The organism is Sphingobacterium sp. lm-10, assembly GCF_023554555.1.
Classification (GTDB): Bacteria; Bacteroidota; Bacteroidia; order Sphingobacteriales; family Sphingobacteriaceae; genus Sphingobacterium.
The window spans coordinates 488830-512760 of record NZ_JAMJWC010000002.1 but is presented as its reverse complement, the minus strand read 5'-3'; the positions used below and the strand labels follow the sequence as shown (position 1 = coordinate 512760).

23 protein-coding genes are annotated in these 23931 nt (G+C 42.9%); 10 read left to right on the top strand and 13 right to left on the bottom strand.

What is annotated here, in order from left to right:
* Positions 1–19: 19 nt before the first annotated feature.
* Positions 20–1285 carry a glycosyltransferase gene (locus M8998_RS12195; protein ID WP_249993244.1) on the bottom strand — a complete coding sequence of 422 codons (1266 nt, stop codon included), beginning with the start codon at positions 1283–1285 and terminating at the stop codon, positions 20–22.
* A 259-nt stretch (positions 1286–1544) separates the two neighbouring features.
* On the opposite strand from M8998_RS12195, the gene M8998_RS12190 reads away from it, so the two are divergent.
* The gene (locus tag M8998_RS12190; protein WP_249993242.1) at positions 1545–1868 is read left to right on the top strand and encodes a hypothetical protein; all 324 of its coding nucleotides are present in this window, start codon (positions 1545–1547) and stop codon (positions 1866–1868) included.
* 109 nt (positions 1869–1977) lie between these two features.
* Positions 1978–4095: a M3 family metallopeptidase gene (locus M8998_RS12185; protein ID WP_249993240.1), complete on the top strand. Its 2118-nt coding sequence runs from the start codon at positions 1978–1980 to the stop codon at positions 4093–4095.
* 58 nt (positions 4096–4153) lie between these two features.
* Here the strand turns inward: M8998_RS12185 and M8998_RS12180 are convergent, their stop codons facing one another.
* From M8998_RS12180 to M8998_RS12165, 4 genes are all read right to left on the bottom strand, one after another.
* On the bottom strand, positions 4154–6019 hold the full coding sequence (locus M8998_RS12180) for a M1 family metallopeptidase (RefSeq protein ID WP_249993238.1): 1866 nt from the start codon (positions 6017–6019) through the stop codon (positions 4154–4156).
* A gap of 90 nt (positions 6020–6109) precedes the next feature.
* Positions 6110–6547, bottom strand: a complete 438-nt coding sequence (locus M8998_RS12175) for a hypothetical protein (protein WP_249993236.1) — start codon at positions 6545–6547, stop codon at positions 6110–6112.
* A gap of 27 nt (positions 6548–6574) precedes the next feature.
* Positions 6575–6970 (bottom strand): bactofilin family protein, encoded by a 396-nt coding sequence (locus M8998_RS12170; protein WP_249993235.1) that lies wholly within the window; start codon positions 6968–6970, stop codon positions 6575–6577.
* 34 nt (positions 6971–7004) lie between these two features.
* The gene (locus tag M8998_RS12165) at positions 7005–7859 is read right to left on the bottom strand and encodes a M23 family metallopeptidase (RefSeq protein WP_249993233.1); all 855 of its coding nucleotides are present in this window, start codon (positions 7857–7859) and stop codon (positions 7005–7007) included.
* 127 nt (positions 7860–7986) lie between these two features.
* Between M8998_RS12165 and mutY the strand changes: the two genes are divergently transcribed.
* The 5 genes from mutY (at position 7987) to M8998_RS12140 (ending at position 11750) form a co-directional block, all read left to right on the top strand.
* A complete protein-coding gene (gene mutY / locus M8998_RS12160; RefSeq protein ID WP_249993231.1) occupies positions 7987–9039 on the top strand; it encodes an A/G-specific adenine glycosylase in 1053 nt (350 codons plus the stop codon).
* 17 nt (positions 9040–9056) lie between these two features.
* Positions 9057–9500: a single-stranded DNA-binding protein gene (locus M8998_RS12155; protein WP_249993229.1), complete on the top strand. Its 444-nt coding sequence runs from the start codon at positions 9057–9059 to the stop codon at positions 9498–9500.
* 82 nt (positions 9501–9582) lie between these two features.
* Positions 9583–10623: a phenylalanine--tRNA ligase subunit alpha gene (pheS, locus tag M8998_RS12150; RefSeq protein ID WP_249993227.1), complete on the top strand. Its 1041-nt coding sequence runs from the start codon at positions 9583–9585 to the stop codon at positions 10621–10623.
* A 52-nt stretch (positions 10624–10675) separates the two neighbouring features.
* The gene (locus M8998_RS12145) at positions 10676–11254 is read left to right on the top strand and encodes a TetR/AcrR family transcriptional regulator (protein ID WP_249993225.1); all 579 of its coding nucleotides are present in this window, start codon (positions 10676–10678) and stop codon (positions 11252–11254) included.
* Positions 11255–11330: 76 nt separating this feature from the next.
* Positions 11331–11750, top strand: a complete 420-nt coding sequence (locus M8998_RS12140; protein WP_249993223.1) for a nucleoside-diphosphate kinase — start codon at positions 11331–11333, stop codon at positions 11748–11750.
* 93 nt (positions 11751–11843) lie between these two features.
* Here the strand turns inward: M8998_RS12140 and ybeY are convergent, their stop codons facing one another.
* Both ybeY and ruvX read right to left on the bottom strand, forming a co-directional pair.
* Positions 11844–12278 carry an rRNA maturation RNase YbeY gene (ybeY, locus tag M8998_RS12135; protein WP_249993221.1) on the bottom strand — a complete coding sequence of 145 codons (435 nt, stop codon included), beginning with the start codon at positions 12276–12278 and terminating at the stop codon, positions 11844–11846.
* Positions 12278–12694, bottom strand: a complete 417-nt coding sequence (gene ruvX, locus M8998_RS12130) for a Holliday junction resolvase RuvX (RefSeq protein WP_249993219.1) — start codon at positions 12692–12694, stop codon at positions 12278–12280. The genes ybeY and ruvX overlap by 1 nt, the downstream gene beginning before the upstream one ends.
* 143 nt (positions 12695–12837) lie before the next feature.
* Between ruvX and def the strand changes: the two genes are divergently transcribed.
* Complete coding sequence (gene def, locus M8998_RS12125; protein WP_249993217.1) at positions 12838–13461, top strand: peptide deformylase; 624 nt, start codon at positions 12838–12840, stop codon at positions 13459–13461.
* Position 13462: 1 nt separating this feature from the next.
* On the opposite strand, the gene M8998_RS12120 is transcribed toward def, so the two are convergent.
* The 5 genes from M8998_RS12120 to dcd all read right to left on the bottom strand — a co-directional run bounded on the left by M8998_RS12120 (position 13463) and on the right by dcd (position 19480).
* On the bottom strand, positions 13463–14506 hold the full coding sequence (locus tag M8998_RS12120; RefSeq protein WP_249993208.1) for a glutaminyl-peptide cyclotransferase: 1044 nt from the start codon (positions 14504–14506) through the stop codon (positions 13463–13465).
* Positions 14507–14581: 75 nt separating this feature from the next.
* Complete coding sequence (locus tag M8998_RS12115) at positions 14582–14938, bottom strand: YraN family protein (protein ID WP_249993206.1); 357 nt, start codon at positions 14936–14938, stop codon at positions 14582–14584.
* A gap of 10 nt (positions 14939–14948) precedes the next feature.
* On the bottom strand, positions 14949–16916 hold the full coding sequence (gene dnaG / locus M8998_RS12110; RefSeq protein WP_249993204.1) for a DNA primase: 1968 nt from the start codon (positions 16914–16916) through the stop codon (positions 14949–14951).
* Positions 16917–16952: 36 nt separating this feature from the next.
* Entirely contained in the window at positions 16953–18899 is a 1947-nt protein-coding gene (locus M8998_RS12105) for a polysaccharide biosynthesis protein (protein ID WP_249993202.1), read from the bottom strand.
* 44 nt (positions 18900–18943) lie between these two features.
* Positions 18944–19480, bottom strand: coding sequence for a dCTP deaminase (gene dcd, locus M8998_RS12100; protein WP_249993200.1), 537 nt, complete (start codon positions 19478–19480; stop codon positions 18944–18946).
* A 102-nt stretch (positions 19481–19582) separates the two neighbouring features.
* On the opposite strand from dcd, the gene M8998_RS12095 reads away from it, so the two are divergent.
* The gene (locus M8998_RS12095) at positions 19583–20230 is read left to right on the top strand and encodes a 4'-phosphopantetheinyl transferase family protein (protein ID WP_249993198.1); all 648 of its coding nucleotides are present in this window, start codon (positions 19583–19585) and stop codon (positions 20228–20230) included.
* A gap of 34 nt (positions 20231–20264) precedes the next feature.
* On the top strand, positions 20265–21266 hold the full coding sequence (gene dusB, locus M8998_RS12090; RefSeq protein ID WP_249993196.1) for a tRNA dihydrouridine synthase DusB: 1002 nt from the start codon (positions 20265–20267) through the stop codon (positions 21264–21266).
* A gap of 24 nt (positions 21267–21290) precedes the next feature.
* Here dusB and M8998_RS12085 read toward each other — a convergent pair whose 3' ends face one another.
* Positions 21291–23855: a hybrid sensor histidine kinase/response regulator gene (locus M8998_RS12085; RefSeq protein ID WP_249993187.1), complete on the bottom strand. Its 2565-nt coding sequence runs from the start codon at positions 23853–23855 to the stop codon at positions 21291–21293.
* Between the last annotated feature and the right edge of the window lie 76 nt (positions 23856–23931).

Below are 23931 nucleotides of genomic sequence, written 5' to 3'. Positions count from 1 at the left end.
AAAAGTATTGTCTTGGCAATTATTCTTTTGTAAATAGTAGCTTCTTATACAACTGCAGCCTTCTATTGGCTAATTTTTCTTGATCAAATGTCTCACGCAAAAATTCGAATGCATTGTTGCACATAGTTAATGACTGCGTTTGATCTTTCAAAATTTTTGAAATTGCATCAATGAATTGAATTTTAGAATCCGCAAAGTAAACATGTTTCCCATCTTCTACGCTTATACCATCTGCTCCTATTACAGTCGTTATAATTGGCTGGAAGTTTGCAATCGCACTTAGAAGTTTTGTTCGTATACCTCCCCCCATACGTATAGGAAGAATATGAATAGCATGGATTCCAAACTCATTGAGATCTTTTACGAACCCTTCAAAAATCACAAAGTCACTTTTAAGATAGTCGATATTTTGCTTTCTCCACCGACCTACGACATGAAGTTTTAAGCCAAAATTATTATAAATATCTTCTCCTAATTCTGAAGCATACCAAGATACTGCATCATAATTCGGGTAATGCCAATCTCCACCAACAAATAATAATTTGTCAATGTTTATACATTTCTTTTTCCTCCCAAATTCACTAGAAAGGATGGGAAAAGGTATCGATTCTACATTCTCCAACCCTTCAGCTATCAATTTCTGTTTGTCATTTTCACTAAACGTTAAAATAGAGTGAAATTTCCGTAAAAGATTGCACTCAATATTCTTCGTAAGGTCTATCGTGTACCTTGAGAAAACATTTATAGCATCATATTTTCCTAACGACTCTAACATCCCAAATTGAACTTCATGGTGAATAAATACTTTTGGGATATCGCCCGTCTCCAAATCAGCAAGGCATAATCCTCTAGAGTGCTCAACCTGAATTAGATCAGGGCTATCTACCGAAATGTGTTCTAAAATAGCAGTTATAAAACCTTCAGAAAAGGGTTTTACGTACCATAAAGCATTGCTAAAAATGGGGTTGGATTTACCTGGCAGACTTTCGTACATCCTTGCACCACTTAAACGACTCGCTACCACACTAATTTTTCGAAAAATTCTCTCCAGAATTGTCAGTGGTTTCGAAAGATGATATTGATCATTATACACTCTAATAATCTTTACATTATCCCATAGCTCTTGTAATTCATTCGCAGATTTCTCGTCATCTTGATTAAAAATTTCGAAAATATAGGTAATAGATATTTTATGCCTCAAATAATCTGAGAAAGCAAATTGAGCAACATTGCCCCCCATGTGTAAAGGATATGGGATATCAGGAGTCAGAATTGTAATTTTCATGGCCAGTTACGAATATCAATGTTCAAAGGTTGAAAAAAAAACTGACTATTAAAGCATCACTCCAACTATGCTGATAATAACTTTAGCGAAAATTTCCAAAATCAAGTATTTTATATTTTTTGGGATAAAATTAACTGCTAATAAAATATTTAGACGGAGTATTCGGCACCTGGTATGTAGGTATTACCAAACCTTGGTGGAAAATATTTTGACAAAGCAATATTCTTATTTATATTTGATCTAAATAAATATAAATAATATGTGTCAATCCAGATTGCTCAGCGCCAACGGGCAAACATCCATCACTTATTGCGATCAATGCAAAGCACATTACATTTGGCAGGATTCGTCTTTATTGTCCTTTGATGCTGGACATTTCCAAAGCTTTGTGCAAAGCGTATACGATTATAAGGGAAGAGAAAAATTCTTTACCTGTCCAGATGGCGTCGTGCGCATGATGCTGCCAACACCACTCCCTGAGCTGGCATTAACATTCACCTTCTCTGATTGGGCGAATTTCATCCTATCTCTCGAAGAAGCCAGTTATATGATGGAAGTCTATCAGATGGTAGGAAAGTTGTAGTTTATAGTGTGTCCACCACACCATTCATCACGTTAGTCATCGTGCGTGATACAGTTGAAATTAATACCTACATTTGTACGTAAAATTTCGACAACTAAACATACGTTACATGATTAAAAAGCGATTACTTCCTATCTGCATGGTGGTAACATCTATTGTAGTAGGTTGTGGAGAGTCTAACCGAAATGACTCTACGGACAACCCTTTGTTAGGATACTTTGACACTCCTTTTAATGTCCCGCCGTTTGATAAAATCAAAGACGAACATTTTCGTCCGGCTTATGATGAAGCGATAAAACTTCACAACACAGAGATAGACTCTATTCTTAACAATGAGGAAGACCCTACCTTTCAAAATACTATTGTTGCCTTGGAAAATGCGGGATCTATGTTGAGCCAGGTATCGGTGATATTTGGCAACCTGAACTCTGCGAACAAAACAGATTCTCTACAAGCTATAGCAGCTGACATGGCTCCGGTGCTTTCTGCACACAGAGATGAGATCCAATTAAACGCAAAACTATTTGCTCGCGTAAAAGCGGTATACGATCATAAGGATCATTTGGGTTTGGATAAAGAAGACATCAAACTATTGGAAGAAACCTACAAGGGATTTGTTCGTTCGGGAGCCAACCTTCCTGAAGAAAGTAAAGAAAAACTGAAGGGAATCAATTCAAAACTGTCTACACTAACTAACTCATTTGGCGAAAACTTGCCTGCAGAAGCGAAAACATACGAACTGGTAATCGAGGATGAGAAAGACCTGTCTGGTTTACCTGAGGGCGTGCGCGCTGCAGCAGCGGCTACTGCCAAGCAAAAGGGTAAAGAAGGAAAGTGGGTATTTACCTTATCGAACCCATCGGTAATGCCTTTTCTTCAATATGCTGATAATCGTGAGCTTCGTAAAGAAATCTGGAATGCCTATCAGATGCGTGGCAACAATGGTGGCGATTTTGACAACAAAAAAAATGCGATTGAAATTGCCAACTTACGATTAGAAAAAGCAAAACTTTTGGGTTATCCTTCCCATGCTGCTTATGTATTGGAGGAGTCTATGGCAGAAAACCCAGACAATGTTCTAAACTTATTAAATAAACTTTGGGGCCCGGCTTTGGCCAAAGCAAAAGTGGAGGAAGCCGATTTGCAACAAGAGATTAAGTTGGCAGGCGACACCTTTCAGGTGGCTCCTTACGACTGGCGTTATTATGCAGAAAAAGTACGCATGAAGCGTTTTGCATTAAATGAAGAAGAAATCAGACCCTATTTCGGATTAGCAGAAGTACGCGAGGGTGCTTTCCAAACTGCGGCTAAGTTGTGGGGATTGAGTTTCGTAGCCTTAAATAATGTTCCGGTATACCATCAGGAAGTGGAAGTATATGAAGTAAAAGACAAAGATGGCTCCCACCTCGGAATTCTATACGCTGATTTTTTTCCACGTGATTCTAAACGCTCTGGCGCATGGATGACATCTTACCGCTCTCAGTACAGCAAAGACGGGAAGCGTGTTGCTCCGGTCGTTTCTATTGTCTGCAACTTTACTAAACCCGTTGGCGACAAGCCAGCATTGCTTACATTTGATGAAGCCAGCACCTTGTTTCACGAGTTTGGTCACGCATTGCATGGCTTATTATCTAACGTTAAATACAAAAGTCTATCCGGCACTTCGGTACCACGCGATTTCGTAGAATTACCTTCTCAAATCATGGAAAACTGGGCCGCTGATCCAGCCGTGATGAAATCGTATGCAAAACACTATGAGACAGGTGAAGCTATTCCTGATGAGTTAATTGAGAAAATGCAGAAAGCAGGAACATTCGATCAAGGTTTTGCAACTGTGGAGTACTTAGCAGCATCATTGCTGGACATGAATTACCATGCAGCTACCTCTCCGATCAATACAGATGCCATCGCTTTTGAAGATGCAGCTATGCGCAAAGTTGGGTTGATTGATGCCATTATCCCTCGTTATAGAACGACAAACTTCCAACATATATTTTCTGGAGGATATTCTTCAGGATACTACAGTTACATCTGGTCGGAGGTATTGGATTCCGATGCATTTGCAGCGTTCAAGGAAAAGGGCTTATACGATCAATCTACGGCAAGTTCATTTCGTCGCAATATCTTGGAGCGCGGTGGAACAGGTAATCCGGCAGAAATGTACCGTACCTTCCGCGGTGCTAATCCAAATCCGATACACTTAATGGAAAAAAGAGGCTTGAACTAACCCGTCTTTCCTCAGCAAACAAAAAGGCCAACTCATTCTGAGTTGGCCTTTTTGTTTGTTATCGCGTCAGCGTATTATCACTAGATTCCACATCCGCCAAGCGCTGAGTAGGATCTATCACCACTTTCTTCGGCTTTTTAGATAGTTTGATGTTGTAAGTTGGTTTCGTCCAGAACCAATCTTCCAATACCGTACGTTTTACATTGCTGTACATCGCAAACCCTTCAGCAGGCTTTTGCCCACGCATCTCGCGAAGCGGGATATAAAACAATTCCTGGCTGCCATCTTCATACGCTACCAGCACATCGAGCGGCATGGCGATATCCGATTTATTGCGCAATACAATTTGCTCATCCGACACGTCTTCTATACCATAATCAATCGTGCGTGTGGTGTTAATAAAGAGGTTGAAATACCATTTCAGATTGATTCCTGAAACCTCTTCTGCCACGCGTTTAAAATCTTGAGGGGTGGGGTGCTTGAACTTCCAGCGCTCATAAAAGGCTAAGAAGGTTTTCTCCAAGTTTTCTTTGCCAATGATGTAACCCAGTTGCTCTGCCAGCACAGCGCCCTTGGTGTATGACGCCTGTGTATACGCGTAGTTGGTTTTATAATAGTCGGCTAACAAACTCATCGGTTCTTCTTTGCCCGAAAGTGCCAGCTTGTAATAAGCCCGGTAAGAACCGATCATTGGATTGGTTTCCACAGCTCCTTTCTTGTCAAACAACTCCTGAAAAGCTAGATCTTGTACATAGCTGGTAAAGCCTTCGTCAAACCATTCATCCACTGTTTCATTGATACCAAATAAATGCTGGTACCAGGAATGTGCCGCTTCATGGAAAATCACTCCCACCAACCCTGCTAAATTACGCCCACCTGTAACCAGCGTCGCTGTACCATACTCCATTCCACCATCGCCCCCTTGCACGATGCTGTAGGTAGGCCATGGATAAGCACCAAATTTTGCAGAAGCAAAATCAAAAAACTCGGTAGACAAATTGAGTGCTGTTTTCCAGTTTTTAATGACGTCGCTATTGGTCGGTAAGAAAACGGTGTAAACCATCACGCCTCCCTTCGTTTGAGCAGAATCGACCACCATTTTGGGATCTGCCGCCCAGGCAAAATCATGAATCTGATTTGCCTTGAAATGCCAAGCGACTTTATTGTTTTTATCGGCCTTAGGCTTGGCAGAGGGGTCATAGCCTTTTACTTGTTTCGGGTTTTGCAATTTGCCTGATCCACCTATTACGTAATCCTTATTCAAGTGAATCGTGACATCAAAATCTCCAAAAGGTGCTATAAACTCCCTTGCTACATACTCATCCAAATGCCATCCATAATCGTCGAAGTGCGCCATCTTAGGATACCATTGTGTCATCGACAGCGCCACACCTTCTTTAGAGTTACGACCACTACGACGAATCTGCTCTGGCACCTGCGCGTCCCAGGTCATGTTGAATTCGCCCACCGCACCATCCTGCAATGCCGCTGGCAATTCCACGGTAAGAATAGTGCCGCTTACCGAGTACGTAGCAGGCACCCCATTAAAGGTTAAAGATTTTATTTTCTGGTAGCCAATCTCATTGGGTTGAAGCAATGCGATGCGGCTTTGTGGGGTATCAGCATTGTTTGGCTTTATCATCATTCTCTTGTCTGGATCTGGAATAGTTTGCAAACGATAATCCATCATACTGCCTGGCTGAAAGGCATTGAAATACAAGTGGAAATACACTTTGTGTAGTTCTTTACCAGAATTGTTGGCATACAGTAATTTCATGTCGCCAGCATACTGATACGTGTTTTCATTTACATCAATATGCATAGTATAGTCCACCTTCTGCTGCCAATAGCCCTTTCGTTGCGCTTGTGCTTGGAGCATGAAAAAAGAAAGGCTTAGGGAAAGAAAAGTATAAAGTCGTTTCATAGTAGCCAAACATACAAAACAAAAGAAACTATTGCTGAGGAACCTTCGTAAAAAATATGCGATACGGAAGCTTTTAGCTCCTACCAGAATTTAGGCCAATGTAACGGGTACACCCGCTGATTCTAAATAACGAAACATTTCGGCCATTTCATCAACAGACTGAAACAGCTTGTTGCGCCAAAAACGGAGAGGTTGAAATTTCTTTTTTTGGTGGATGGCAATTAAGTTGCCTCCAGAACGCATGTGATTTTGAACATAGGTAATGTCCATTAGATCGATTTCCCATTCTTTGCTCCCTTTCACAATGTGCAGCACGCCCGCTGTGATAGACCATGTCGAGGGTTGCTGACTCCACTTCACACTTAAAAATAAAAGCACGGGTAAGCATACCAGCAGCGCAATAATTTTAGGAATCTCCTCGATATTGCTATAGGAAGCGCCAATGCCGATGACAAATAAAGATCCCAGCAGAATCTGAATAAATCTTCCGCGATGTAAGGTATGAATAACGAAAGTGGATTCGTTCATAGGAGCCTGGAGATTGATAGCATGGATTTAGCTTACTTTAGTTTCCAGCAAAATAGGTTCCCGAGAGGAAACAACTTCTACCGAACCCATAAGTTGGCCGCCCATATCAACGGTGAATTGCTGCATAGCCACATCGCCATACAACTTCCCGGCAGACTTCAATATCAGTGTGTGGCAACGTACATTGCCCACCACGTGACCATATACAACTAACGTTTCGCAAGAAACATCACCATCAACTCGAGCAGACTCGCCGATGATCACTCCTTTACCCATCTGGATATCACCTTTGATCTTACCATCAATACGCAAGCTTTCTGCACCAATCAGGTCTCCTTCAATGGATATCCCTTCTGCGATGACCGTGCTGATCTGAAAGGCATCTGGACGATAAAGCTTCTTATCTTTCTTGGTGTTGAACATATATATCAAGTGAACAGGATAGGGACGGGTTAGGTTAGAACTGAAAATATTTCTCTGGGTTCATAGTACGCCCAGCTTGGAGCACTTCATAATGTAAATGTGGCCCTGTACTGCGACCTGTACTGCCCAATAAGCCAACGATAGTACCTACATCTATGCGCTGTCCGCGTTTTACACGTATTCTGCTTAAATGAGCGTATCGTGTTTCGTATCCGTTAGCATGCTTTACGGTAACGAGGTTGCCGTATCCGCCTTTATATCCAGCGAATGTGACCGTACCTTTAGCAGTAGTTTTTATCGTTTCTCCTGTACGTCCTTTTAGGTCAACGCCCGAATGCATCTCTCGCCCTCTTCCTGTAAATGGATTACGTCTGTATCCGAAACGAGATGTGATTCTACCTTGATGCGGACGCCCAAAAGGCGCGCCATCTAGACGATTTTCTACGTCTGTCAGCATATTGACATAAAACTTAGCTAATTCTTCCAGATTCTCTTCCTCCTCTACCAGTGGCCCCCCGGCATTATTCAAAGCGATGGCTTTCAAACCTCTCTTCTTCATTTTGGCATTGATTCGGTTCAATGTGCTATCGAAGCTATTCATAGAGCGTCGTACATCATCTATATTGATCTGGTTATTGGTGCCGTCCAACGTGAGTTGCTGGTTCCGCTTCCGGAGTTTGTCGATCTTCTCCAGGTATACATCCGCGTACAATTTCTCGTTTCGATTGTTTACAAAATAGATAATCCCCACAACGCCCAAAAGCACAAATGCTACAAAGGAAAATGCAATATGTTTCCAATAGGACAGCAAGAATGTAGGTATCTGAATCTTCTTGTTAGGGTTACCATCAGCACTAACAATCAGCACAGAAGTCTTCTTCTTTAGCATAGTTTTTACTCTTTTATTTTTTTACACGAGTGGCAAACTTAATGAATATTCCCACCCGTCCTGGGTATTTCACAATTTTTAACACTAGTTTTTGCAATTCGGCACGAAATTTTCAACCTTTGGCCTCATGTCATTTTCTGTAAAGCTCATCTCCTGGTACCGCCAACATGGGCGGGAATTACCCTGGCGGCAAACCTCGGACCCCTACATTATCTGGCTTTCAGAGATCATCTTACAGCAGACGCGAGTAGAGCAGGGCTTACCTTATTTTCAGACTTTTGTAACACAGCTACCTACCGTTCGTGATTTTGCACATGCAAATGAAGATCTTATCTTACGACTTTGGCAAGGATTGGGTTATTATTCTCGGGCTCGCAACATGCATAAAGCGGCAAAAGCAGTTATGACAGATTTCAACGGCTTTTTCCCTACCTCTTATGCAGAGGTGATTCAGCTGCCAGGAATCGGAGCATATACAGCCAGTGCCATCTCTTCTTTTTCCAGCAATGAGGTACGCGCGGTGGTAGATGGCAACGTATACCGTGTGCTATCCCGCGTTTTCGGAATTGATACAGATATCAACAGCGGAGCTGGAAAGAAACAGTTTCAGGAGCTGGCAGACTCTTTAATCAACCAGAAAGAGCCAGGTTTATATAATCAGGCTATTATGGACTTCGGAGCTACTGTGTGTAAGCCAAAGCAGCCTTTGTGTGCCAGTTGCATTTTCCAAGACCAATGCGATGCGCTAGCAACCAACCGTATTGACGTCTTACCCAAAAAAGTAAAAACTGTAAAAATTCGTAAGCGGTATTTTCATTACTTTATCATTCGTCGTGGTTCGGAAGTGATGGTGGCAAAGCGACCGGAAGGCGATATCTGGGCCAACCTTCACGAATTCCCCATGATAGAAACACCAGCACCTATCGAAGTAACTGAGTTGGAAAAGGATCCGATGTACACCTCGCATTTTGAATCTGCCTCACCCCTTCCGCTGGGTGCACCGATCAAGCAAGTGCTTAGTCATCAGCATATTTTTGCACAATTTTACTTGCTTCCAGAAGACATTGCGGTTAAAAACAAAAAAACAAACTGGATATACACATTATCAGAAAATTTAGATAAATTAGCTAAACATAAGCTGATCTTCTCCTTCTTGCGGACAGACAACTTCCCAAAGTAACACCCTAAATTATCCATATGGCAAGCGTAAACAAAGTTATTCTAGTTGGGCACCTGGGCAAAGATCCCGAAATTCGCTATTTAGACGGCAACGTTTCTGTGGCGAGCTTCCCCCTTGCTACCTCCGAATTTTATAATAAAGACGGCAAAAAGATTGAACAGACAGAGTGGCACAACATTGTTTTGTGGCGCGCGTTAGCGGATTTAGCTGTTAAATACCTGAAGAAAGGCAAGTTGGTTTATATAGAAGGTAAGTTGCGGACACGCACCTACGAAGATAAGGAAGGTGTTCGCCGCTTTGCGACAGAGATCGTAGCAGACAGTTTTAATTTGTTGGGTAGACGCTCTGATTTTGAACCGCAATCACCCGATCGTGCTGCCGACAGACCAGAAGACCAGCCCGAGGATACTAAGGTAGACTTTCGGGAGAATGACGATGATAACGATGGTCTTCCATTTTAACCTGATGTAAACCGTACCAGCGGATTCGTATTGCAGCACATCTACGCGAGGAATTTTTAATATTTTCCAGTATCTTTGAGCCATGTTGCAAGATAAAATAGCGCAGTATACGCAGGAAATTCAGGAAAGTTCATTAACCAATACAGCAGAAATTGAAGCATTTCGCCTCAAGTTTTTGGTATCTAAAGGTATTGTAAAATCCTTATTTGAAGAGTTTAAGTCGGTCTCTACCGAAGAGAAGAGGACGCTCGGAAAAGTATTGAATGAATTTAAAATCCTAGCAGAGTCTACGCTAAAGAATGCACTTGATACAGTCGGTGACTCCAATCAAAGTCAAGACAAACCTTTCGATGGAGATCTTACACTTCCAGGAGAAGGATTTCAACTCGGTTCACGCCATCCGCTTTCACTAGTACGTAAGGAGATTGTTGAAATCTTCAAAAAGCTAGGATTTATTGTTGCAGAAGGACCAGAGATTGAGGATGATTGGCATAACTTTTCTGCTTTAAATTTCCCACCTGAGCATCCTGCTCGAGATATGCAGGACACTTTTTTTATTAAAAAGCAAGATAGAAACGACATTGCATTGCGGACCCATACTTCATCTGTACAAGTCCGCTTGATGCAGGCTGGCAAACCGCCATTCCGTGCCATCATGCCAGGAAGAGTGTTCCGCAACGAGGCAATTTCTGCACGAGCTCATTGCTTTTTTCATCAGGTAGAAGGTCTTTACGTGGATGAGAACGTATCGTTTGCCGACTTAAAACAAACCCTTTTTCACTTTGTGCAAGAGTTGTATGGGGAAGGTACAAAAGTACGCTTTCGTCCCTCTTATTTTCCATTTACAGAGCCCTCGGCAGAGATGGACATTTCGTGTACCATCTGTAAAGGAAAAGGCTGTCAGCTATGTAAAAACTCCGGCTGGGTAGAAATTCTCGGCTGTGGTATGGTAGACCCAAATGTATTGGAAAATTGCGGCATTGACTCCAAAAAATACAGTGGATTTGCCTTTGGAATGGGTATTGAGCGTATCACCAACCTTAAATACGAAATCCGCGATCTTCGGTTATTTTCGGAAAACGACACCCGCTTCTTATCCCAATTCGAAACTGAAATCTTATAACAAAACAGCGCGAAAATCGTTATAAACATCCGCCCCAATAAAGCACAATCTTATGGAAACGGATATTATTATTGCCAATAATATAAAAATAGCGGCGCGCGAGCTGTTTCGGCGCTATGGCTACAATAAAACCAGCGTCAACCAATTGGCTCGTTATGCCAATGTGGCCAAAGCCACGTTTTACAAGTATTATAGCAGCAAAGAACTTATCCTGCACGCCGTGTTAATGGACTATATCAGGGAAAATGTCGAAGACATTTTACGGAAGGAAGTCGGCGAGCAGGATTTACATACTTTCTTAGCCAAAACTATATTGAGGGTGAGTCGTGTGACCTATACTGTTTGCAACGAGTTCATTGGTTGGGAGTTTATCCGAGAATCTGCCAACGCGCAGGAATACCTCAAAATTTTATCAGACGATTTGGAATTCTTACTATTGAGTTCCTTTATCCAAAATGAAACTATCGGCACAGTCGTATCCGAAGATAAGTTGACTTTTTTAATCAAATGCAGCAAGAACATTGTATTTTCCTTTGCCTTTACTGCAGTATCTGATGCGGACGTACGAAAAAATTTCATCTCCTTCCAGAAGGAGATGCTTCCCTATTTAGTAGCCGCCACGCTACAATAATCACCTAATAATTTGTCGGATACCAGCTCTTTTTTCCACCGACAAATTCTTACCTTTGCATAAAATTTCAACCATTATGGCAACAAATAGAACTTTTACGATGATTAAGCCGGATGCAGTAGCAAACGGACATATCGGAGCAATCTTGAACGACATTACCGCTGGCGGTTTTAAAATCGTAGCGATGAAATATGTACATCTTTCGGATGCAACGGCAGGTAATTTTTATGCAGTACATAAAGAGCGTCCATTTTACGGAGAGTTGGTGCAATTCATGACTTCAGGACCTATTGTAGCCGCGATCCTAGAAAAAGAAAATGCAGTAGAGGATTTCCGCACATTGATCGGTGCTACCGATCCAGCTAAAGCGGATGAAGGTACTATTCGCAATAAATATGCAAAATCTATCGAAGCGAACGCTGTTCACGGTTCGGATTCGGATGAGAATGCGGCTATTGAAGGAGATTTCTTCTTCTCTCAATTAGAGCGCTTCTAGTCTACCCAGCTTTGATAAAAAGGCCTGAATTATTTATTAATTCAGGCCTTTTTACTTTTAGATCAGGACCAAACCTGTTGGACCCAAAATCTACTAGAATGCTCTGGTTCCCAAATAATGGTCTTCTTTGGCCGTCATCAGTTTTTTATCCTCTGCTTTTTTGTCCAGATATCCACACAGGTGCAGTACGCCGTGTATAATAACGCGATGCAGTTCATCGCTCTCCGGCACATCAAATTTTTGCGCGTTTTCCTGAATTCGGTCGACGGATATAAATATATCTCCGGATACCACATGCTCTTCTTCTGAGCTGTCGAAAGTGACGATATCGGTAAATGTATCATGATTCAGGTATTGCTTGTTTATCTCCAGCAAATACGCATCAGAGCAGAAGATGAAGTTTAATTCACCGACGCGACCGAAACCCTCTGCTTTGATGGTATCCCCGATCCACTGTCGAATTTTTTGCTTTTGCTTTAACGTGAAGTCGATCTCCTCGACAAAGAATGTGATATCCTTTAATGCCATTAATATATGGATTTGCTGTTCAAATAATCTTGTAAGATGATGGTAGCCGATACCGTATCTACCGTTTCCTTGTTTTGCCTTTTTTTGCGACTCATGCCACTTTGCGAAATCGCAGCAGATGCCATCTTGGAGGTGAAACGCTCGTCTATCTCTACGACGGGTATGGTCGGAAATTCGCGCTGTAATCTGCGGATGAAACCCACCACATGCGCTGCTGACTGTGAATCCGTGCCGTCCAATTGCCGAGGCTTTCCGACGACAAAAGTCACAACGGCTTCGCTCAGCATATATTCGTGCAGGAACGGCCACAGTTTTTCTGGGTGTAATGTCGTTAATGGATTGGCAATGATCTGCAACGGATCCGTAACAGCAATACCTACTCTTTTGGTTCCGTAATCGAAAGCCAGTATGCGCATATCTTTTTTTACAAAAATACGATTTAAAGTGTACTATGCCAGACTCCGGAAAAATCTATACATTTGAATAAACTAATCCACGCCCTATGCACCACGCTTATCTATATACTCTTTTTCTGTGCATGATACAAACCGGGACTATTATGGCACAAAACAACTCTGAAAAACACAAAAATATGCACACTTTTTCTGCGCATGAGCGTGCGCTCATCAACGAAGGAACGGGAACGATGCACGTTTACTTGGTTACCAACGATAAAGAATTGGCCGTATTGAGCTCAGTTTCGGAGGATATTGATCCGAAAGATCCACTATTGCAGATTCTGACAGATCGTATGTTGGCTACCGTGCAAGACGAAGCGCATCCTGGGGTTGGCATTGCGGCTCCGCAAGTGGGCATCAATAAAAATTTGATCTGGGTACAACGTTTTGATAAAGCAGAGCAACCGTTTGAAAGCTATATTAATCCAAAAATCATTTGGCGTTCTACCTTACTGAGAACAGGCGCAGAAGGTTGCTTATCCATTCCAGACAGAAGGGATGAGGTAGAGCGTAGCTATGCGATTCGCCTGCAGTACGCATTGCCTACAGGTGAAATAAAAGAAGAAAACGTGGAAGGCTTTACTGCAGTCATTTTTCAGCATGAGGTAGACCATCTATTAGGCATCCTTTATCCGGATCGTGTCGAGGAACAAGAAGCAACGCCGAGCACCTCGTTAAACACATCTATAAAATTCTCTGCGAAAGAGGGGGCGCCTCGATTGTAGCCTACCTCGGAGATAGGCGTACTTCGAACAACTTGGTCCAATCCTTTCCGGTTACGTAGAAGTTTTTCGTACTGGCATTGTAGGCGATGCCATTCATCTCATTGCCCGTAGACTGGCGCTTGCCATCGTACAAGCCGACGAAATTTATTTTTCCCTCAACAACACCAGTTTCTGGATTGATAATCACGACCTCATCGCGATCAGCATAATATAAGTTTGCGTAAATCTTGCCGTCGACATATTCTAATTCGTTCAGGTTGCTCACCGGCCCATGGTCGTCGAAGACTTCTAAAGAGCCCTGCTCACGAAAGGTGACCGGATCCATAAAATACAGGAAAGCAGATCCATCCGTTTTGATCAACCGTGTACCATCATAGGTAATGCCCCACCCCTCTTGCTGTGGATTGGCGTAATTAAAAGTCTGCAACTTCCGCAGGTTACTTTTGTCGTATACAAAGCCAACACCATTCATCCAAGTCAACAGCACGATCTTATCGCCCATAATTGTCATTCCTTCTCCGAAAAGCTCATCTTCCAAATCCACCTTCTGTATGACGTTTCCAGTCTTTAAATCCACTTTTCTCAACGAGGAGCGACCCTGCATTCCGGTTGACTCATACAAGACCCCGTTCTCGTACTGCAAGCCTTGGGTGAACGCATTGGAATCGTGCGGAAAGGTATTGATCACTTCGAATTGATAGGCGGTAGCCGGAGGCGGAACGATAAGGATATTGGTATATGCGATATCTTCTTTACCAGCATAGTATATTTTGGCGCTCAAACTACGGTTGCCATAGTTGAATTTATCGGTGTCAAACTCTATTGCGGCAGTATCCGTTTTGCGGGCTAGCAAATCCCCATCCACCGAGTACACCACCGAATCCAGAGTTTCATCTGGGAAGCGCAACGCAAGCTGTACTTTCTCTCCTTTTAGCAGAGATGTACCTGCTTCCGGCGCGACAAATTCGAATTTTCCTTTTTGACTTTTACAGCCTACTAGGAATAAGCAGGCGGATAACAACACCGCAAAAGCTTGGTATTTCATATGTTCTTTTTTTTAATCTATAATGGCTAGATGCACTGGTCGTTACTTTAATAGCAAAAGTGCATTGCCTTATTTTTAATAGTGCCAAAAGGCATCTTTAATATGTTCTATTTTTACCTCTTCTTGGGATAAGACCGATACAATATCGAATCGAACTTCTCCCTCATGCCCATATTTAGCCAGATAAACATTCGCCAGCCTAACCATATTCTTTTGTTTGGCATAGTTTACTGATTCTTCTGGATAGCCATATCGCAGTGAGGAACGGGTCTTGACCTCAACAAACACTAAGATATCACCATCCTTCATGATAATATCAGCTTCTACATGTTTGTGTCGCCAATTTACCGTAAGTATTTTGTAACCACAACTTCGAAGATAAGCTTGTGCACGTTGCTCGCCAAAATCGCCCTTATCTTTCTTCTCCGTCATAATAGGCGCTTTACTTGACGATGGTATTGCCCAGATACACTCCTAACATCATCTCCATATCCTTATATTTTTTATAGTTGGCGAGTAATATCTCCATATCTACTGCAGATTGCGGAGATTTTAGTTCGTCACGAATCTTTTGTAACTCCTGCTCGACTTTCCTTTTTTTGAGCCGATACACCGTTTCGGTAACCAAACTTTTCAGGTGATCTATTTCGGTGGTCACATGGATTTTGCGCTTATCGTCATTCCAGTTCGGGCTGAGTTCGTAACGACTGGCTATGAGTGTAACGGCAAGATCGGATACGCCTGGCTGCTGATCGGAAATAAAGTGCTTCGCTTCTGGTATCTCGAAGTTCACCATTTTCTTTTTAAACACATCAAAAATATAGGCACTCGTAGGGTCTTCAAAGCTGATATCATCAAAATTATTGATGAGATAAGGTGCAATCGGCATATTATCTACTTCAGGATCCCAGGTTACTTGCTCCTGTCCATAGTTGAGCAGGATTCGGATTAATTCCCTTTCTTGCAGTATTTCGGACGATAGCTTAGTGCTTTGTGTGGTAGGTTGGCTTGGTGCAGCTCCCAGCTCTTCCGAACCCATCATGGCAGCGAAGAACTCTGCTGGAGGTTGATCACTAGCCGCTACCTTTTTCTCTTTGGCCGCCGACTTATTGATGCGCATCTTATTCAATTCCGACAAGAGAATACGCTCCTCCATATCCAACAAGGTGCTACATTGACGGATGTACAGCGAGACCTTAATTTCGTCGGGAATCAACGAGATACTTTCTACCACGTCACGGATTACACCGGCTCTTTTGACGGGATCATTGCCGGAATCCTTTAAGAGAATGTTGGTCTTGAAGAATACGAAATCTTCCGGGTGCTTGCTGATGTACTCTTTAAAATGTGCCGACCCGAACTTCTGCACATAGGAATCGGGATCGTGCCCATCGGGGAATAGCAATACCTTTACATTCAACCCTTCTTCCAGCAACATGTCGGTACCGCGTAGTGATGCCTTGATACCGGCGGCATCACCGTCGTAAAGGATTACGACGTTTTTGGTATACCTAGAGATTAGCCTAATCTGTCCGCTGGTAAGCGATGTACCGGAAGAAGAAACCACATTTTCGACGCCTGCCTGATGCATGGAGATCACGTCGGCATATCCTTCTACTAAGTAACAGATGTCGGCGTCCGAAATTGCCTTTTTGGCCAAATTAAGACCATATAGCACATCAGATTTATGGTAAATATCACTTTCGGGCGAGTTTACGTATTTCGGCACGCTCTTCTCGGTCTTTAGTGTTCGTCCACCAAATCCGATCACTCTTCCCGTCACGTTGACTATCGGGAAGATCACCCGTCCGCGAAACCGATCATACAGGCTTTGGTCTTCTCGTTGTATAGCGAGACCTATTTCTTTAAGGTATTCCTTATCAAACCCGGCAGCCTGTGCAGCGGTTACCAAAGCTTCCCATTTGTCGGGAGAATAGCCCAATGCAAACTTGCGGATAACATCTTCGCGGTAGCCCCGCTCTTTGAAATAGGATAAGCCAATGGATCGCCCTTCGTCCGATTCCCACATTTGATCCACGAAATACTGACCGGCCCACTTACTGAGCACATACAGACTCTCTCGCTTATCTTGCTTAGCCATCTGTTCGGGAGACCGCTCCACCTCCTCCACCTGAATGTGATATTTGTTGGCCAGGTATCGGATGGCTTCAGGATAGGAGTATTTTTCTATCTCCATCACAAACTTCAAAGAATCGCCTCCTGCACCGCAACCGAAGCATTTGTAGATGCCTTTGGCTACTGAAACATTGAAAGATGGTGTTTTTTCGTCGTGAAACGGACAGTTACCGATGAGGGACGTTCCTCGTTTCTTTAGGGGCACAAAGTCTCCTACGACCTCATCTATACGAGCCGTATCCAGGACTTTGTCTATTACCTCCTGCTTGATCATACCCCGAATGTACTAAGGATAACTAAAAAGAAAAAATTAATGTTTAGAAGCGGATGGATTTTCCGTCGCCGGTAGATCCAGATCCATAAACTTGGAATTCTGGGAAGCAAACTCCGGCACGATGTCTTTCATCCGACTTACTAAATCCATCTGATCTACCTCTGGGTCTGAGCCTTGCACAAAAGTACACAATGCATTGACCTGCAAAATACTAGCCTGATAATCTTGCATATTCACTAAAGCAATCATGATTTTCTTGTGGTGGGTCTGCAAGGTGTTTTCATCGTTAGCAAGTAGCTCTTCATAAATTTTCTCGCCGGGTCGCAAGCCTGTATAGGCAATTTGTATATCTTCCGGATAACGATATCCTTTCAGACGGATCATTCTTTTGGCCAAATCAACGATTCTGATAGGTTTACCCATGTCAAAGACGAATACTTCGCCGCCCTTGCCCATGATAGCTGCTTCCTGCACCAATTGACATGCTTCGGGAATGGTCATGAAATAGCGCGTAATATCATGATGTGTAACAGTTAGTGGTCCACCAGCGCTCAGTTGCTTTTCAAACAGCGGGATGACCGAGCCATTAGAGCCCAGTACATTACCAAATCTAGTGACGATGTAATTCGTTGCACTCAAACCATTCAGCGCCGACACGTAAATCTCAGCGATACGCTTTGTGGCTCCCATCACGTTCGTCGGGTTAACGGCTTTATCTGTCGAGATCATGACGAACTTATCCACGCCGTATTGGCTGGCAAGATCGGCTATCACCTTCGTGCCGTGTACATTAGTTCGTACAGATTCATACGGATTAGCTTCCATTAGCGGCACATGCTTGTATGCTGCTGCATGAAACACCACCTCAGGCTTGTATTTTTTGAAAATGCTTTCCATGAATTGCTTATCACGTACATTTCCGACAATAAATTTGCCTCCTAATTTTTTTACCTGTTTTAGCTCTTGTTGCAGGTCATATAAAGCAGATTCGGCTTGATCAATTACGATTAATCTGGCCGATGTGGTAATCGCTATTTGCCGAACCAATTCTCCACCGATGGATCCTGCTCCGCCAGTTACGAGCACCACTCGCCCTGCTAACGCTTCCGCTATGATGGGGTTGTCTAATTGGATGGCTGCCCTGCCAAGCAAGTCGGCAATCTGCAAAGGACGCAATTGGTTGACAGCGACCTGACCGTGAAGCATTTTTGCGGTGGACGGCATAATCTTTATTTTTACAGCACAGGCTTCTACGACCTGTGTAATACGATTAAGACGCTCTTTATTATTATCATCCAGCGCAATGATCACTTCTTCTACATTCATAAATTCTAATGTAGCCTCATTTAGCTGGTCGATACTCAGAATCTTATAGCCGTGAATCATCTTACCAATCCTGGACGGATTGTCGTCTGCAAAAGCAACGACTTTGTATTTCTGTTTAACATCTCCGCGCAAAATATTTAGGGTGATCGTACCCATATTTCCTGCTCCAAAGATCATCACCCGTGTGAGTTTACGCCCTTGTAAAAACAGGGACTCGTATATGGTGCGGTAGAAAACACGTGCTGCTACGAGCGCTACCGTAGTCAAAAAAGCATGCATAAATACTACTGCGTAAGAAAGACGCAGCAATTGGCCCGGGAGCTCCTCTCTAGAAAGCGTGTTGCGAGCCACTAGCGACACGGCCATAAGAATGCCTAACGCCGTGAAGGTGGCAATCATGATCCTACGCGCATCTTGGATACCTGCCTGCCGCACAATGCCGCGATACGTTCGATAGTACACGAAAGAAGTCGTATACATGGCGGTCACCGTAAGGGACTTTAGGAACATCAGCCCATAATCAAACCTTCCTTTGAAACTATTGATCACGTAATTGGATAAATAATAGCAAAGGAGTACAATCGTAGCGTCGATGAGTAAAATCACCCAACGAGGATTGTCTTTACGAAATCTTTTTGCAATGGATAGAATCGCCATGTATGTTAATAGGGTGAATAGAATACTTTAACGCTGCGTATTGGCTAAAAGGTGTTCTTCCACATCATACTTTCGACTGGTCTCACGGTTTTTTTGTTGTATTTAGCATTTCCCTTGGTGTTGTATAGCGTTTCAATATCGCCCTCTACATCAAAGTAAATCAATTGCCCTATGGGCATGCCGGCATAAATACGAACAGGTTGTGCCACAGATATCTCCAGCGTCCAGGTATTGCAAAAGCCTACATCACCCTTGCCTGCAGTTGCATGAATATCGATACCCAATCTTCCTGTACTGGATTTTCCTTCCAGAAAAGGCACATGTTTGTGGGTTTCGGTATACTCCAACGTTACGCCTAGATATAGGGTATTGGGCTGCAAAACAAAGCCACCTTCCTGAATTTCAAAATGATATATCTCATTGTGTTTCTTCGCATCCAGAACGCGGTCCCGATAGGTTGCCAAATATTTACCCAAGTGTACATCGTACGAATTGGTGCCCAGACAAGCACGATCGAAAGGTTCAATGATTATCGTCCCTTCTTCAATCTCTGTCATTATTCGCTTATCAGATAAGATCATATGTTCGTTTGTTAAACCCGCTATTAGGAAAATAGCCGGGCATCAAAAATACATCATTGAATGATATTCAGCAAATTTGACTTTTGTTGCTTATTTTTGAATATGGGATTAGTTTATCTACGGGAGCTCGATGCGGACTCTAAATTTGCAATCTGGAAAATCGAGGAGACGGCCGATGAGCTATTGTCTTTTCTACAGTTGAGTGAAGTGGAATTGCATACACTACAAAATCTGAATAAAGGTAAACGCACGCTGCATTGGTTAGCTACCCGCGTACTGTTGCGACAGCTATTGCACACGGAAGAATACATTCGTTGCGTGCCAGATAGCAACGGAAAGCCTTACCTCCCAGATTATTCCTTGCAGATATCGCTTACACATTCCTTTGATTACGCCGGTGCCATGTTGAGTAATAAGGGCGTATGCGGTATTGATCTGGAATTGGTAAAAGATAAAATTGAGCGCATCAAAGCAAAGTTTCTTAAACCAGAGGAGCTTTCTTTCTTACCCACCAAATTGAATCGTATCGAGCAGTTGTATGCTTGCTGGTGCGCAAAAGAAGCGGTATACAAATTACAGGGCAATAAAGGAACCTCATTTTTAAACAACATGACCATCTTACCCTTCGAATACACGCCTCAAGGGGTGATGCAGGTCAGGCTAGATGCACATGGTAGCTCGCAGGTATTCGATGTTTACTATGAGCGCTTTAACGACTATATGCTGGGCTATGTGGTTGGCGCCTACTAAGCTGAAATAAAATATTTTGTATCTTTGTGCCGCTATGTCGGTAAAAATTGGAGATCATATAGATTTGGGCGCATTTCCGCTATTGCTTGCACCTATGGAAGATGTAAGTGACCCACCCTTTCGCTTTGTTTGTAAGCAAAATGGGGTGGATATGATGTACACAGAGTTTATCTCGTCTGAGGGCTTAATTCGCGATGCGGCAAAGTCGCGTCAGAAATTAGATATCTTTGAATACGAGCGCCCTATTGGTATTCAGATCTTTGGTTCTGAAATAGAACACATGCGTATGGCATCCGAAATCAGCTCCCAAGCTGGCCCGGATCTTATCGACATCAATTATGGCTGTCCGGTTAAGAATGTCGCTTGTCGTGGCGCTGGTGCTAGCTTGTTGCAAGACATCGATAAAATGGTCGCCATGACCAAAGCCGTTGTCGAAGGAACTCATCTGCCTGTTACAGTCAAAACCCGCTTGGGCTGGGATGATAATACGAAGAATGTATATGAAGTAGCAGAGCGGCTGCAGGATGTGGGGATCAAAGCCCTCTCTATTCATGGTCGTACACGCGCTCAAATGTATAAAGGCCAAGCAGACTGGTCTATGATTCGCGATGTAAAAAAGAATCCTCGGGTAAAAATTCCAATTTTTGGTAATGGCGATGTGGATTCGGTAGAGAAAGCGGCTGCGTGGCGCCAAGAATATGAAGTAGACGGCATTATGATCGGCCGAGCTGCGATTGGTTATCCATGGATTTTCAGAGAGATTAAACACTTCTTCGAAACGGGCGAACATCTTGATGGTCCAACCATTAAAGAACGGGTAGATGTCTGCAAAACACACTTAACGAAGTCCATTGAATGGAAAGGTGATAAGACTGGTATTTTTGAGATGCGCAGGCACTATGCGAACTACTTTAAGGGTATCCCCAATTTCAAAGAGTATAGGATGCGCTTGGTAAGCCTTCCTACTCATAGCGAAATTCTGGAAGTACTGGACGAAATCGAGCATCAATTCGATGCAGAACTCATCGTATCTTAACTTATTTTATTTATCTATCGATGTTTAGCCGATCGGTTTAAACCGATCGGTGATGTATTTGGCTAGCCGGTGATTTACCTCGCTCCAATAGGTTAATAATTCTTCCGCCTCCGTTAGCTTATCTTCCTGATTAAGCAAGGCCTTTTCTAGCACTTTTACTGGACGAATTTCTTTCACTTTAATTTGCGCAAAACGCGAGCTTAACTTGTGTATTAGTTCTCCCAATGCTACGGTATTCTTTTCGTGTAGGTACTGCATCCCATCGGCCAACATAGCACTGTTTCCTTGCTGAAGTTCTTGCAATACCTCTTCCAACATGCCGTCATCCCCCATCGTAAAGGCTTCTAAATCATCCAGATAAAACATAGGCTGAGACGAGGTGCTTCTACTCACATTTGTTGATTCCTGAGCGTCGGTTGTTTCCCAAGCCACATCCAGTATTTCAGTGATTGTTTTTAATAGTTTGATCTTCAGGATAGGTTTGGAAATGTAAGCGTCATATGCCTCTAATTCACTTTTCTCTTCGTCATTAAGTAAGACATTCGCGGTGGAGGCAATCACTTTCTTAGGCCGGACACCATCGGATTTTAATGCCGCCAACAGCTCATGCCCTGTCATGCCTGGCATTTTTACATCAGTAATAACAAGGTCATATACATCCCGTTTTTTGCTCAAGTGTTCAAAAGCCTCTAACGGATCATTCATGGTGGTGATATGAGCACCATACTCGCTTAAAATCATTTCGTAGAGCTTCGTGATCAGTGGATCATCATCTACACAAAAGATCTCCTTCTCTTTTAACAAGGATTTTGACAAGCCTGAAAGTTCGTCGTTTGAGACAGGCGGATCTGACTTCTTTAGCGGCAGGAACAGGTGAAAAGTAGATCCCTCGCCTACCTTGCTCGTTACAGAGATGGTTCCTTGTAATTGTTGCACTACTTTTTTCACCAAACCTAGCCCAAGCCCGATGCCTTTTGATTTATTTTTATAGGTACCAATTTGCTGATATTCCTCAAAGATCATATCAATGTTAGCTTCTTGAATACCAATACCCGAGTCGGCAACATCGATGTTTACTTCATAAATTCCATCGGTTTCCACTACTCCTGCAGTCAATTTTACGAAACCCTTGTAGCTAAACTTAATGGCATTATGAATGAGGTTATAAATGATCTGCTGTATACGGTAACCATCAGACGAGACGTAGAAAGGCTCCTCTGGCAGAATATATTGAGCTTCCAGTTGTGCATCAGCAATCATATTGGCTGTATTGTCCCGTATCTGTTGCAAAAGCTCCGTCAGATCAAAAACGTTATCAGAAATTTCGATAATACCCGACTCAATTTTGGCACTGTCTAATATCTCATTGGCCACATTGAGCAGATGAAGTGACGAGGACTTGATAGACCGCGCTTTTGTATCTGATGAGTCTAGTAATTCGGCGTAGCCGATAATGGAAGTAAGCGGCGTGCGCAGCTCATGGCTCATCGTCGTGAGGAACTGTTGCTTGGCGATTACTTCCCGCTTGGCCTTCTCCTCATTCTTCAGAATCTGTTGTTGATATTCTTTATTCTTATTGATATCGCGTCCCACTAAAAACACCAACAGAAAGCTTAAAACGGCAAAAGATACAATTACGATGATAATGGTGTGCTGAAAGTTTTTGGAAAACGCAGCAGTACGACGGGCCTGCTCCATGGTCTGGTTGTTCTCTTGAAAGCGTAGATCATTTAAGATCTGCTCCAAATCCATCGTGATGCGCGCACTCTTCTGATAGAGCTTGATCTCATTCTGATTGATCCGCTCCATGAGCTCTAGCTCATTGGTATAGTAATTGGCAAATGCATCTTTGATAACCTCCGTTACTTGATCTTCTGCTGGTGGCGGATCTACTCGCTCCACCACGACGGTATCGGTCACCGTATGCACCACAGTATCCGAGATCGTCTTATAGGTCTGTTGCAAAACTCTCGGCTCTGTCCTAGGAGGCTTGGCCTTAGAAAACAATCGTTGAAAAAAGCCTCGTCTTTTGCTACCCGAATCTTCCTTTTGGAAAAACATGCTATCTGGAATATTGCGACTTCGTACTTCTAAAGAGATACGGTCTATAATATTGAGCGAGTCGCTAGAGCTAAATGTATCTAATTTAGAAAGCAAATCCTCTTCCAGATTATCTAGCACTTCGAGTTGTTTTTCACTGCGCATGCTCTTCAACACGCGAAACTCATCTTTTATTTGCTCCAGAACGGTCGGAATAGAGTCCAGATCTTGAATATCTGCTGAATCCAACTCATTAGAATAGAGCGACCGTAATTTAAGGATGTTATCTCCGATAGAGTCGATAAGCAGCACATGTTGGCTATCGAAATCTTCTGCAGGAAGCAAACTTTGGGCATAAAAAACATCGTTTAATCGATGTAAATCTGCCGTAATCTTGCGAAAAAGCTCCCATTTCTTATTAGGATTAGATAATTGAGCTACGCGATCTGTAAGTTCAAAAAGATTATTGATCGAATAAAATCCTATCCCGCCAATGCAAAGCGCAGACAGCATAAGAATGAAGAATATCTTACTTTTTAATGAATTCACGTGCAGCAAATTTAGGGAGCTATATAATCTTCGCTTGTACCTAGCGGTACAAGCGAAGATTTATCAATAGTGCTTC

What these genes read in the sequence shown, in the direction of transcription:
- M8998_RS12145 (WP_249993225.1), top strand. Translation starts at nt 10,676, where the DNA reads ATGGAAACGGATATTATTATTGCCAATAATATAAAAATAGCGGCGCGC.
- M8998_RS12185 (WP_249993240.1), top strand. Translation starts at nt 1,978, where the DNA reads ATGATTAAAAAGCGATTACTTCCTATCTGCATGGTGGTAACATCTATT.
- dusB (WP_249993196.1), top strand. Translation starts at nt 20,265, where the DNA reads ATGTCGGTAAAAATTGGAGATCATATAGATTTGGGCGCATTTCCGCTA.
- ruvX (WP_249993219.1), bottom strand. Translation starts at nt 12,694, where the DNA reads ATGCGCATACTGGCTTTCGATTACGGAACCAAAAGAGTAGGTATTGCT.
- M8998_RS12180 (WP_249993238.1), bottom strand. Translation starts at nt 6,019, where the DNA reads ATGAAACGACTTTATACTTTTCTTTCCCTAAGCCTTTCTTTTTTCATG.
- M8998_RS12115 (WP_249993206.1), bottom strand. Translation starts at nt 14,938, where the DNA reads ATGACGGAGAAGAAAGATAAGGGCGATTTTGGCGAGCAACGTGCACAA.
- pheS (WP_249993227.1), top strand. Translation starts at nt 9,583, where the DNA reads ATGTTGCAAGATAAAATAGCGCAGTATACGCAGGAAATTCAGGAAAGT.
- M8998_RS12175 (WP_249993236.1), bottom strand. Translation starts at nt 6,547, where the DNA reads ATGAACGAATCCACTTTCGTTATTCATACCTTACATCGCGGAAGATTT.
- dcd (WP_249993200.1), bottom strand. Translation starts at nt 19,480, where the DNA reads ATGATCTTATCTGATAAGCGAATAATGACAGAGATTGAAGAAGGGACG.
- M8998_RS12105 (WP_249993202.1), bottom strand. Translation starts at nt 18,899, where the DNA reads ATGGCGATTCTATCCATTGCAAAAAGATTTCGTAAAGACAATCCTCGT.
- dnaG (WP_249993204.1), bottom strand. Translation starts at nt 16,916, where the DNA reads ATGATCAAGCAGGAGGTAATAGACAAAGTCCTGGATACGGCTCGTATA.
- def (WP_249993217.1), top strand. Translation starts at nt 12,838, where the DNA reads ATGGCACAAAACAACTCTGAAAAACACAAAAATATGCACACTTTTTCT.
- M8998_RS12155 (WP_249993229.1), top strand. Translation starts at nt 9,057, where the DNA reads ATGGCAAGCGTAAACAAAGTTATTCTAGTTGGGCACCTGGGCAAAGAT.
- ybeY (WP_249993221.1), bottom strand. Translation starts at nt 12,278, where the DNA reads ATGGCATTAAAGGATATCACATTCTTTGTCGAGGAGATCGACTTCACG.
- M8998_RS12120 (WP_249993208.1), bottom strand. Translation starts at nt 14,506, where the DNA reads ATGAAATACCAAGCTTTTGCGGTGTTGTTATCCGCCTGCTTATTCCTA.
- M8998_RS12095 (WP_249993198.1), top strand. Translation starts at nt 19,583, where the DNA reads ATGGGATTAGTTTATCTACGGGAGCTCGATGCGGACTCTAAATTTGCA.
- M8998_RS12190 (WP_249993242.1), top strand. Translation starts at nt 1,545, where the DNA reads ATGTGTCAATCCAGATTGCTCAGCGCCAACGGGCAAACATCCATCACT.
- M8998_RS12170 (WP_249993235.1), bottom strand. Translation starts at nt 6,970, where the DNA reads ATGTTCAACACCAAGAAAGATAAGAAGCTTTATCGTCCAGATGCCTTT.
- mutY (WP_249993231.1), top strand. Translation starts at nt 7,987, where the DNA reads ATGTCATTTTCTGTAAAGCTCATCTCCTGGTACCGCCAACATGGGCGG.
- M8998_RS12195 (WP_249993244.1), bottom strand. Translation starts at nt 1,285, where the DNA reads ATGAAAATTACAATTCTGACTCCTGATATCCCATATCCTTTACACATG.
- M8998_RS12165 (WP_249993233.1), bottom strand. Translation starts at nt 7,859, where the DNA reads ATGCTAAAGAAGAAGACTTCTGTGCTGATTGTTAGTGCTGATGGTAAC.
- M8998_RS12140 (WP_249993223.1), top strand. Translation starts at nt 11,331, where the DNA reads ATGGCAACAAATAGAACTTTTACGATGATTAAGCCGGATGCAGTAGCA.